We start from the raw sequence: 10,553 nt of genomic DNA, 5'->3' as shown, positions 1-10,553 counted from the left end.
TGGCAGGGCGAGGCCCGCCAGGATCAGCGCCGCCAGCGCCGCGACGCTCGGCCGCCCGGCGGGCGCCTTGCGCCAGCGCCGCTCCAGGAACGCGGCCTCGGCCGCCACGGCGCGGGCGAGCCGTTCCTCCCCCACTCCCGACGGGTGCAGGAGCGCCTGCGCGTGCCCCAGGAGCCGGATCAGCCGCTCGGCCGAGAGCCCGGACGTCCAGCCCGGCCCCGTGCCCCGCCCGTAGCGGTCGAGCCAGTCCGCCACCCAGGCCTCCGCCCGCCCCCGCGCCGCCGCGTCCCCTATCGCCAGAAGGTCGTCGAGCCAGCCGAAGCCATGCAGCGCCAGCGACTCCGGCTCCTCGACCCCGAGCTCCCAGAGCGACCGCCCCGGGGCCTCCACCAGCTCCCGCCCGATCCTGATCCGCCCCTTCAGGAGTTGCCGCCCCCGCGCGGGATCGCCCCCGATGCGCGGCTCGGGCCAGGAGACAGGCCCGCGCGGCCGGGCCCGGGCGGCAAGGCGCGCCTGCCAGCGGTCGCCGAGGCTCCCCGCCCGCGTCCTCCATCCCGGTTCCCGCCCCAAGCCGTCCCTCCGCTCCGCTCGCGGCAGGTTAGGCCGCGCCTTGGCGGCCTGTCACCCGCCCGGCCCACAAAACCCCGGTCCGTCGCGGGTTTGTCACGCGCCCGGCTTGCGCAGCCGCGTCACGAAGAACCCGTCCATCCCGCCCAGGTCGGCCCAGTGGTCGGGCCGCGTCCTGAGCCCCGATTCCACCCGCCAGGCCGGGTCGAGCCCCGGCGCCTCGGGCGGCTCGACAGTCAGCCCCGGATGCCGTTCGCGCGCGGCCTCCACCTGCTCCTCGCCCTCCTCGGGCAGGAGCGAGCAGGTCGCGAAGACGAGCCGCCCGCCGGGTCTCAGCAGCGACAGCGCGTGGTCGATCATGGCCTCCTGCAGGTCGAGCAGCCCCGGGATCTCCGCCCCGTCCCGCGCGACGGGGAGGTCCGGGTGCCGCCGGATCGTGCCCGTCGCCGAGCAGGGCGCGTCGAGCAGGATCGCGTCCCAGCCCCCCTCGCCGAATTCCAGCGCATCCCCCTGCGCGACCCGGGCGGGCAGCCCCGTCCGCGCGAGGTTGTCCCGCAGCCGCTCCAGCCGGGGCGCCGAGATGTCGAGCGCCGTGACCTCCGCCCCCCGCGCCGCCATCTGCAGGGTCTTCCCCCCCGGAGCCGCGCAGAGGTCGAGCACCCGCTCGCCCCGCTGCGCGTCCAGCACCAGCGCCGGCAGGGCGGCGGCGGCGTCCTGCACCCAGAAGGCCCCCTCCTGGTAGCCCGGCAGCGCCGTCACCTGCACGCCCGCGTCCAGCCGCACCGTCCCCGTGGGCAGGAGCTCCCCGCCCAGGGCCTGCGCCAGCTCGCCCGGATCGCCCTTGGCCGACAGGTCCAGCGGAGCCCCCGCCAGTTGCGCGGCCTCCATGGCCTCCACCGCCGCCTCGCCCCAGGACTCCACCAGCGGCTCCCGCAGCCAGTCGGGCAGCACCGGCCCCGGCAGCCCCGCCCAGCCCTCCGGCCCCTCCTTGGCGAGCGCCCGCAGCACCGCGTTGGCGAGGCCCCGGAACCCCTCGGTCCGCTTGCCCTCGGCCACCAGCGCCACCAGCGCGTTCACCACGCCATGCGCCGCCTCGCCCCGCCCGATCTCCACCGCGCCGAGCCGCAGCGCGTTCAGCACCCCCAGCGGCGGCGCCTTCCGCAGGCGGGGCCCGAGCCACTCGTCCGCCCGCGACAGGTTCCTGAGCGTCTCCTGCGCCAGCCGCTGCGCCCGCGCCCGGCCTTCCGGGGGCAGTTGCGCCAGCATCGCGGCCGCCCGCGCGTCCGACAGGAGCATCCCCTCGCCCGTCACCGCGTTGAGGAGCCGCAGCGCCGCGCGCCGGGGCCCGAGCCCCGCCCGGTCCTCGCTGCTCTCGACCGGGAGTTTCACCCCTTTACGTGCCATGGCGCTCCTTGCCCCCCTGCGGCCGCGCGCCCTATATGCCGCCCTGTCCGGCGCCCGCAAGGCGCGCCGCCATGAGGTTTCCGTCATGCCCGACCAGCCGCTCCCCCCCGAGGCCCAGCGCGCCCTCGCCGAGGCCGAGGCCCGCCGCAAGGCCGCAAGGCCCCTCGACCTCCCCCCCGAGCAGGGCGGCCGCCAGGGGCCGGAGCCGGTGCGCTTCGGCGACTACGAGCTGAACGGGCGGGCGATCGACTTCTAGCGGTGTGGACGGAGCCCGCCCCTGGCGGGGGCAGCCCGCGCGTCCAAGCCATACCCGTGGGTCTCACCCACCCTGCGCCCATCGAGGGCCGGGCGCACGGCTCATTGCGTAGGATGGGTGGAGCCCGCCCTACATCGCCCGCCTCCGTCCGCCCCTCGCTGGCACTCGGGGCCTTGTTCGCTGAAAACCATCCCCCGCATGGTTTTCCGAGCCGCTCACAAGCCCAGCACGTCCATCATCGAGTATTCCCCCGGCGCCTTGTCCTGCCCCCAGAGCGCCGCCCGGAGCGCCCCGCGCCCGAAGATCGTCCGGTCGGTCGCGAGGTGCCGCAGCACCACCCGCTCCCCCTCGCCCGCGAAGACCACGTCGTGCTCGCCCACGATGTCCCCTCCGCGCACCGAGGCGAAGCCGATGTGCCCCCGCGCCCGCGCTCCGGTGATCCCGTCCCGCCCCCGGTCCGCGACCTCCTCCAGGGCCACCCCGCGCCCCGCCGCCGCCGCCTCGCCCAGCATCAGCGCCGTGCCCGAGGGCGCGTCCACCTTCATCCGGTGATGCGCCTCGACGACCTCGACGTCCCAGTCGTCCCCCAGCGCCTCCGCCACCTTCCGCGTCAGCGCCACCATCAGGTTCACCCCCAGGCTCATGTTCCCCGCCCGGATCACCACCGCGTGCCGAGCGGCGGCGGCGATCCTCTCCAGATGCTCCGCCTCCAGCCCCGTCGTGCCGATCACGTGCACCGCCCGCGCCTGCGCCGCGAGCCCCGCGAACTCCACCGAGGCGGCGGGCGAGGTGAAGTCCACCACCCCCTGCGCCTTCGCGAAGGCCTCCAGCGGATCGTCCGTCACCACGACCCCCACCGGCGCCCCGCCCATCGCCACGCCCACGTCCTGCCCGATCCAGGGATGCCCCGCCCGCTCCACCGCGCCCACCAGCCGCGCCCGGTCCCCCGCCTCGCCGATGAGCCGCACCAGCGTCCGCCCCATCCGCCCCGAGGCCCCCGTCACCACCAGTCCCGGCCTATCCATCGCGCGCCCTCCCTCGGTTTCGGCCCCTCCTACCGCCCGCCCCGCCCAAGGGCCAGCGCGCTTGGCATTCCCGCCCGTTGCGCCTACATGGCCCGCATGAGCCGCACTCCCATGACCTCCTCGGGCCCGTCCCAGCGCCAGCTCCGCGTGGGCGAGCTGATCCGGCGCACCCTGTCCGAGATCCTCGCCCAGGGCGACCTCCACGACCCGGACCTCGAGGGCGTCTCCATCACCGTGGGCGAGGTGCGGGCCTCCCCGGACCTCAAGAAGGCCACGGCCTTCGTCCTCCCCCTGGGCGGCGGCAACCGCGAGGGCATCCTCGCCGCGCTCCGGCGCAACAAGCCCGAGATCCGCCACCTGCTGGCGCGCGAGATGACCCTCAAGCACGTCCCCGACCTCAGGTTCGAGATCGACGAGACCTTCGACCGCATGGACGCCACCCGCAGGCTCTTCTCCGACGAGAAGGTCCGCCGCGACCTGGAAGCCTCCGAGGACCCCGAGGAGTGATCCGCGCCGTCCTGGCCTGGCTGGCGCTCGCAGCGCCCGCCCTCGCGCTCGACTGCCGAGATATCGAGTTCGAGGACACCCCCTACACGATCTGCGAGGTCGCCCCGCAGACGGAGCACCTCCGGCTCTTCCTGAACGGCCGGGACGGCAAGCCCTACGGCTCCTTCGCCGCCGTCGAGGAGGAGCACGGCCCCCTCGCCTTCGCCATGAACGCCGGGATGTACCACGACGACCGCCGCCCCGTGGGCCTCTACATCGAGGAGGGCGACGAGCTCGCCCCCCTCGTCACGCAGGCCGGCCCCGGCAACTTCGGCCTCCTCCCCAACGGCCTCCTCTGCCTGAACGACGACGGCGCCTTCGTGGTGGAGACGCTGGCCTACGCGGGCGGCGCCCGTGCCTGCGACTCCGCCACCCAGTCCGGCCCCATGCTGGTCATCGACGGCGCGCTGCACCCCCGCTTCCTCCCCGACAGCGACTCGCGCCACGTCCGCAACGGCGTCGGCACCAGCGCCGACGGGAGCCGCGCCGTCTTCGCCATCTCCGGCCGCGCCGTCACCTTCCACGAATTCGCGCGCCTCTTCCGCGACGGCCTGTCCCTGCCGAACGCCCTCTACTTCGACGGCAGCATCTCGCGCCTGCACGCGCCGTCCGTGGACCGCGATGACTGGGGCGCCCCCATGGGTCCCATCGTCGGCCTCCTCGCTTCCGACGCCGCCACGCCTTGACCCCCGCGCCCGGGCGCTTTAGGGCGCGGGCCTTTCAGCCAGGGGGGCAGGCATGGGCCGCACACGCAAGGGACGGGCGATCTCGGGCTTCCTGATCGTGGACAAGCCCCCCGGCATCACCTCGACCTCGGTCGTCAACAAGGTCCGCTGGGCGCTCGAGGCGCAGAAGGCCGGACACGCCGGCACCCTCGACCCCGCCGCCACCGGCCTCCTCGCCGTCGCCCTGGGCGAGGCGACCAAGGTCCTTCCCTACGTCACCGACGCCCTCAAGGCCTACGACTTCACCACCCGCTGGGGCCAGGAGACCACCACCGACGACGCCGAGGGCGAGGTCGCGCGCGAAGCCGATGCCCGCCCCACCGACGCAGCCATCGAAGCCGCCCTGGACCAGTTCCGCGGCGACATCCTGCAGGTCCCGCCCGCCTTCTCCGCCGTCAAGGTGGACGGCGAGCGCGCCTACGACCTCGCCCGCGACGGCGAGGTGCTGGAGCTCGCCGCCCGCCCCCTCCACGTCCGCGAGCTGACCCTGGTGGCCCGCCCCGACGCCGACCACGCCACCCTCCGCATGGTCTGCGGCAAGGGCGGCTACGTCCGCTCCATCGCCCGCGACCTCGGCCGCGCGCTCGGCTGCCTCGGCCACGTCACCCGGCTCCGCCGCATCTGGTCCGGCCCCTTCACCGTCGACGGCGCCGTCACCTGGGAGGAGATCGAGCAGGGCGCCCGCACCGGCGCCCTCGATTCCCGCCTCCTGCCGCTCGAGACCGCGCTCGTCGGCCTCCCCGAATGCCGCTGCCCCGAGCTGAGCGTGGCCAGCTTGCGCAACGGCCAGCCCGCCCCCGTCATCCCGCCCGAGGACCTCGAATGGGGCGAGGAGGCCTGGGCCAGCCGGAACGGAAAGGCCATCGCCATCGGCGTCTTCGAGGCCGGCCACCTGCGCCCCTCGCGGGTCTTCGCGGCGTAGGGCGAATGGAGCCCGCCTTCGCGGGCGCAACCCACGCCTCGGGCCGCTCCGCGTGGGTTCCACCCACCCTACGGCTTCTTCGTCAGGTCGATCCTGAACCCATGGTCCTTGGCCGCCGCCCGGTGCAGCCTCTCGCTCTCCTCGGGCGACAGATCCAGCGCGTTGGCGATCAGGTCGATCCACTCGGCCGAGGCCTTGCGCCGCCCCGTCGCCACCTGGTTGAGGTAGGGCTGCGAGGTCTCGGCCATCTTGGCGGCGCGGTACTGCGACAGGCCCCGCCCGGCGAGGATCTCGCCCAGCGCCTGCGCCGTCTCGGTGGCGGGCAGGCTGACCGGGCCGCTTGCCGCCGGGCGGGGCGCCTTGGGCTCCTTCGGCGTCCCGGCCATCAGAGCTTGGGCGTGTCGAGGATCGCCCGCCGGGGCGCGCGCGGCGCCTTCGGGTCGCCGGGCTGCGCCCCACCCCTCACCGCCTCGGCGAAGCGGTCCCCCGCGCGACGCTTCTCCTCCATCGGGATCGCCATGGAGGCGGCCCGTCCCTTGGCATAGTCGCGGGCCCGGGCGGCGCGGGCGGCAAAGACCGCCGTGGTCTCGGCAAGGCCCTCCTTGTCGTAGCTCACCACCGCGTCGTCCTTCAGCCCCATCCGCGCGCCCTGCTGGTAGGCGTCGATCCCGGCGCCCAGGAAGTTGAACTGCCAGCCCTGCGCCGCCTTGTCCTTGATGAGGAGGTTCAGCTCGATCCAGTCGTGCTCGGTCGAGCAGTTCTCCTCCCCGTCGGTCTGGAAGGTCACGACGACCTTGGGCGGTACCGCCCTCTCGGCCACCGCGACCTCGACCGCGCGGATCGTCTTGACCGCCGCGTCGATCAGCGGCGTCGAGGCGCGGGGCTGGTAGCTGGCCTCCGTCAGCGGCGCCACGTCCTTCACGGGCGCGTTGGCGCAGATCACGTCGATGGACATCGAGTCGAACTGCAGGAGCGAGAAGGAGATGTCGGCCTCCTCCGCCTGCAGCCCGGCGAGATAGGCATTGAAGCCCGCGATGGTCTGGGCCTTCACGCTCCCCATCGAGCCCGTGCGGTCCAGCAGGAAGGCGACCAGCGTCTCCCCGGTTTGCGCGTCCGTCATGTCGAAATCCTCCCCACCCGTATTGCAGATGGGATATATATTGACCGCGAGCAATAGGTTTCAAGGGCGCGGGTCACCCCTCCCGCAGGATCTCCAGGAAGGCCTCGCCGAACCGCTCCGCCGCGCGCGGCCCGATGATCCGCTCCAGCCCCGCGAGGTCGCGCGGATGCTGCGCCGCGATCCGCGCCAGCGTCGGCGCGTTCAGCGACAGCGGCTTCCCCAGCCCGTCCGGCCCCCGCGCCAGCCCGGCCTGCGCCGCCTGCAGCCGGTCGAACACCGTTCCCTCCTCGCGCCCCGCGAGCTTCTGGCGCTTGGGATGCATCTCCGGCGCGGCCTCCCCCAGGATCACCTCCAGGAAGCTGCGCCCATAGGTGTCGAGCTTCTTCGCGCCGACGCCGCTGATCTGCGCCATCTCGTCCAGCGTGCGTGGCCGCCGCTCGGCCATCTCGATCAGCGTCCGGTCGGTGAAGACCACGTAGGCCGGCACCCCCTGCGCCTGCGCGAGCCCCCGCCGATGCGCCTTGAGCGCCGACAGGAGCCCCGCATCCTCCTCGGCGACCATCGCCTTGGGCTCGTCGCGCGTCGCGCCCTTGCCCCTCGGCGGCAGCACGTCCCGCCGCATGGTGACCGCCTGCTCCCCCTTCAGCACGGGCCGCGCGAGCTCGGTCAGCCGCAGCGCCCCATGCCGCGACGGATCGGGCCGCAGCAGGTCCTGCCCCAGCATCTGCCGGACGATGGCGTCCCACTGCTTCCGGTCCCATTCCCGCCCGACGCCGAAGGTCGGCAGCCGGTCATGGCCCCAGGACCTGACCTTGTCCGTCTCCTCCCCCAGGAGGATGTCGATCAGGTGGACCTTGCCGAACCGCTCCTCGGTCCGCAGCGCCGCCGACAGCACCATCCGCGCCGGCGTCGTCGCGTCGAAGACCTCCGCCGGCCTGTCGCAGTTGTCGCAGGCCCCGCAGGCCCCCGCCGCCTCGTCGAAATATCCCAGCAGAGCCACCCGCCGGCACCCCGTCGCCTCCGCGATCCCCAGCAGCGCATTGAGCCGCCCATGGTCCGCGACCTTCCGCTCCTCCGGCGCCCCGCCCTCGTCGATCTGCGACCGCCGCAGCCGGATGTCCTCCGGCCCATAGAGCGTCAGCGCCTCGGCGGGCAGCCCGTCCCGCCCCGCGCGCCCGATCTCCTGGTAGTAGGCCTCGACACTCTTGGGCAGGTCGGCGTGCATCACCCAGCGGATGTCCGGCTTGTCCACGCCCATCCCGAAGGCGACCGTGGCCACCACGATCAGCCCGTCCTCCCGCTGGAACCGCTCCTCCGCGCGCCGCCGCGCATCGGGCTCCAGCCCCGCATGGTAGGGAATCGCCTCCATCCCCGCCTCGCGGAGCGCCTGCGCCAGAACCTCGGTCTTGGCCCGCGTCCCGCAATAGACGATCCCCGCCCGGCCCTTCCGCCGCTTCGCGTAGTCGAGCACCTGCTGGCGCGGGCCCGCCTTCAGCGCGAAGCCCAGATGGATGTTCGGCCGGTCGAAGCCCCGCAGGAAGACCTGCGGCTCCCGCCCGCCGAACAGCCGCTCGACGATCTCGTCCCGCGTCTCCTCGTCGGCGGTCGCCGTGAAGGCCGCGAGCGGCACCCCCAGCGCCTCCCGCAGGGCCCCGATCCGCAGGTAGTCCGGCCGGAAGTCGTGCCCCCACTGGCTGACGCAATGCGCCTCGTCCACCGCGATGGCGCGCGTCCCCCACCGCTTCAGCGCCGCCGCCGTCCCCGAGGACGCCAGCCGCTCCGGCGCCAGATACAGAAGCCGGATGCGCCCCTCCCGCAGCCCCGCCCGAAGCTCCTCGTTCTCCTCCTCGGTGTTCGCCGACGTGAACGCCGCCGCCTCCACCCCCGCCGCGCGCAAGCTACGCACCTGATCCCGCATCAAGGCGATCAGCGGCGAGATGACGACCGTCAGCCCCTCCCGCAGCAGCGCGGGAAGCTGGTAGCAGAGCGACTTCCCCCCGCCCGTCGGCATGACGGCGAGCACGTCCCGCCCCTCGGAGACGGCGCGCACGATCTCCTCCTGCCCCGGGCGGAAGGAGTCGAATCCCCAGACCTCCCGCAGGAGGGTGTGGCCTGCGTCACCGCTCACGAGAGCCTCAGACGAACAGGCCGACGTTGTTCCGCAGGATGATCTCGAGCGCGTAGATCGCGAGCAGCGCCACCAGCGGAGCGAGGTCCAGCCCCCCCATCGGCGGCAGCACGCTGCGGATCGGCCGGTAGATCGGCTCCAGAAGCCGGCTCAGCCCTACCCAGACCTGCTGGACGAACTGCTGGCGCGGGTTCAGCACGTTGAAGCTGAGCAGCCAGCTCATGATGAAATGCGCGAAGATGAGCAGCCGCGCCGCCCCCAGGATCAGCATGAGGATCTCGAAAAGCGACGTCATCTGCGCCCAATGCCCCGTTCGTGCCCGTTCCGTTCGCCACCTAAGGGCGCCGGGCCCCCCGCGCAATCCCCGGGGCCCACGCGACGCGCCGTCGTGGTTGACGCACCCGTCCCGCGCGGGCGAGGACGCCCCCGACGCCCGCCGGAGCGACCCGCCATGTATCCCGTCCCCCGCCTCCTCTACCAGGCCTGGCGCCAGCGCGGCGCGCCCCTCGCCCTCTTCGACACCCATGTGAGCCATCACCTCTGCTGGCCCTGGGACCTCGACATCTTCGGCGAGCTCAACAACGGCCGCGCGCTCACCCTCTACGACCTCGGCCGCATTCCCTGGAGCGCCCGCATCGGCCTCACGGCAACCTTGCGCGAGCACCGCTGGCAGGTCGCCGTCGCCGGCGCCTCGGTTCGCTACCGCCGCCGCGTCCACGCCTTCGACCGCATCCTGATGCGGACCCGCGCCCTCGGCTGGGACGCCCGCTTCTTCTACGTGGAGCAGTCGATGCGCCTCCCCTCGGGCGAGGTGGCGAGCCACGTCCTCATCCGCTCCGCGGTCAGCGACCCCGGCGGCATCGTCGCCCCCGCCCGCGTCCTCGCCGCCATGGGCCGGCCCGACCTCCCCTCGCCCGAGCTGCCCCCCTGGGTCCGGGCCTGGATCGAGGCCGAGGCCGAACGCCCCTGGCCCCCCATGCAGGACGCCTGAGCCGCCTCCCCGGACCCGCTCGCGGCGAAAGCCCGGGGCCCGCCCTCTCCATAGCCGTGGGGCGGGCCTCAGCCCATCGCGCGGGGTTCGCCGCCAGGCCGGGCGGGGAAGCCGTGGCCCATGGACGCCCCGCCAAGGGTCACGCGACCGACCGACGCCGCGTCGCGCCCTGAACCCCGCCCGACGACTTGGCGGGCCGCTCCTCGGCCCCACCACCTGATCCTCGCGGCGCCCGGGACGGCCTGTCGCCCCGGGCGCCGCCCCCGGCCTCAGACGTCGGTCCTCTGAGGCTCGGGCAGCGCGGGAGTCCCCTCCTCCTCGCGCTCGACCTCGATCCTGACGTGCTTCACCAGCGCCGCGATCACCCCGACCACCGCGAGCCACGGCGCGGCGAGCGCGACCGCCCCCCCGGCCAGCACGCCGATGGTCAGCGGCACCTCGAGCTGCGTCTCGCCGTCCCTGGCGACGATCTTGAGCGACCGCACGTTGCCTTCGCGGATCAGGTGCTTGACCTGCTCGACGAGCTGCCCGCCCCCGACCTCGATCTCCTCGCGGATGGTCCGCCTTTCGTCCTCGGCCATGATCCTCTCCATGCCGCCCGTGATGGGCGCAGGCCCTCCTACCCCGCCACGGCTCGCTGGTCCTTGCGCTGCGTCAACCAACCCGCGCGAGACGCGACGGCCCAGGGCCGACCGCCTCCACACGGCGCGCTTCGGCGCACCATCCCCGGCCCCTGCCCGAATCACCGTCGCATGGTGCGCCGAAGCGCACCCTACGGGGCCACGCAACACCCCCGTCGGCCGACTTCCCTCGCCGGATCAGCGCCTTGCCCCCGGGGTGTTGCGTCGCCCCACCCCCCACCGAACGCC

At 74.1% G+C, this 10,553-nt stretch carries 12 protein-coding genes and 1 pseudogene; 5 read left to right on the top strand and 8 right to left on the bottom strand.

Translation table 11 applies throughout. The features are described 5' to 3' along the window. Together RUMESO_RS22475 and RUMESO_RS22470 are read right to left on the bottom strand one after the other, a co-directional pair. Positions 1-570, bottom strand: a pseudogene (locus tag RUMESO_RS22475) (heparinase); the annotation flags it as partial. Between the two features lie 93 nt (positions 571-663). Further along, entirely contained in the window at positions 664-1,971 is a 1,308-nt protein-coding gene (locus tag RUMESO_RS22470) for an RsmB/NOP family class I SAM-dependent RNA methyltransferase (protein WP_051521617.1), read from the bottom strand. 85 nt (positions 1,972-2,056) lie between these two features. On the opposite strand from RUMESO_RS22470, the gene RUMESO_RS22465 reads away from it, so the two are divergent. Further along, positions 2,057-2,227 carry a DUF1674 domain-containing protein gene (locus RUMESO_RS22465; protein WP_037284056.1) on the top strand — a complete coding sequence of 57 codons (171 nt, stop codon included), beginning with the start codon at positions 2,057-2,059 and terminating at the stop codon, positions 2,225-2,227. 215 nt (positions 2,228-2,442) lie between these two features. Here RUMESO_RS22465 and dapB read toward each other — a convergent pair whose 3' ends face one another. Further along, positions 2,443-3,252, bottom strand: a complete 810-nt coding sequence (gene dapB / locus RUMESO_RS22460) for a 4-hydroxy-tetrahydrodipicolinate reductase (protein ID WP_037284038.1) — start codon at positions 3,250-3,252, stop codon at positions 2,443-2,445. 87 nt (positions 3,253-3,339) lie between these two features. Here dapB and rbfA point away from each other — a divergent pair, with 87 nt between their 5' ends. The 3 genes from rbfA to truB are packed head-to-tail and all read left to right on the top strand — an operon-like array spanning position 3,340 to position 5,445. Then, entirely contained in the window at positions 3,340-3,759 is a 420-nt protein-coding gene (gene rbfA / locus RUMESO_RS22455) for a 30S ribosome-binding factor RbfA (RefSeq protein ID WP_425414946.1), read from the top strand. After that, positions 3,756-4,484 (top strand): phosphodiester glycosidase family protein, encoded by a 729-nt coding sequence (locus RUMESO_RS22450; protein WP_037284035.1) that lies wholly within the window; start codon positions 3,756-3,758, stop codon positions 4,482-4,484. The genes rbfA and RUMESO_RS22450 overlap by 4 nt, the downstream gene beginning before the upstream one ends. A gap of 52 nt (positions 4,485-4,536) precedes the next feature. Continuing rightward, entirely contained in the window at positions 4,537-5,445 is a 909-nt protein-coding gene (gene truB, locus RUMESO_RS22445) for a tRNA pseudouridine(55) synthase TruB (RefSeq protein WP_037284032.1), read from the top strand. A gap of 68 nt (positions 5,446-5,513) precedes the next feature. On the opposite strand, the gene RUMESO_RS22440 is transcribed toward truB, so the two are convergent. The 4 genes from RUMESO_RS22440 to RUMESO_RS22425 form a co-directional block, all read right to left on the bottom strand. Next, on the bottom strand, positions 5,514-5,831 hold the full coding sequence (locus RUMESO_RS22440) for a helix-turn-helix domain-containing protein (RefSeq protein ID WP_037284029.1): 318 nt from the start codon (positions 5,829-5,831) through the stop codon (positions 5,514-5,516). Beyond that, positions 5,831-6,565 carry a vWA domain-containing protein gene (locus RUMESO_RS22435; RefSeq protein ID WP_051521616.1) on the bottom strand — a complete coding sequence of 245 codons (735 nt, stop codon included), beginning with the start codon at positions 6,563-6,565 and terminating at the stop codon, positions 5,831-5,833. The genes RUMESO_RS22440 and RUMESO_RS22435 overlap by 1 nt, the downstream gene beginning before the upstream one ends. 73 nt (positions 6,566-6,638) lie before the next feature. After that, positions 6,639-8,693, bottom strand: coding sequence for a DNA helicase RecQ (gene recQ / locus RUMESO_RS22430; protein WP_037284026.1), 2,055 nt, complete (start codon positions 8,691-8,693; stop codon positions 6,639-6,641). A 7-nt stretch (positions 8,694-8,700) separates the two neighbouring features. Further along, a complete protein-coding gene (locus tag RUMESO_RS22425; RefSeq protein WP_037284024.1) occupies positions 8,701-8,988 on the bottom strand; it encodes a YggT family protein in 288 nt (95 codons plus the stop codon). Between the two features lie 156 nt (positions 8,989-9,144). Between RUMESO_RS22425 and RUMESO_RS22420 the strand changes: the two genes are divergently transcribed. Next, positions 9,145-9,684, top strand: coding sequence for an acyl-CoA thioesterase (locus RUMESO_RS22420; protein WP_037284022.1), 540 nt, complete (start codon positions 9,145-9,147; stop codon positions 9,682-9,684). 269 nt (positions 9,685-9,953) lie between these two features. Here RUMESO_RS22420 and RUMESO_RS22415 read toward each other — a convergent pair whose 3' ends face one another. Next, on the bottom strand, positions 9,954-10,265 hold the full coding sequence (locus RUMESO_RS22415; protein WP_037284046.1) for a DUF4342 domain-containing protein: 312 nt from the start codon (positions 10,263-10,265) through the stop codon (positions 9,954-9,956). Positions 10,266-10,553 lie beyond the last annotated feature (288 nt).

The sequence above is a fragment of the Rubellimicrobium mesophilum DSM 19309 genome (genome assembly GCF_000600335.2).
GTDB classification, from domain to species: Bacteria; Pseudomonadota; Alphaproteobacteria; order Rhodobacterales; family Rhodobacteraceae; genus Rubellimicrobium; species Rubellimicrobium mesophilum.
This window is presented reverse-complemented; position numbering and strand designations above follow the sequence as displayed.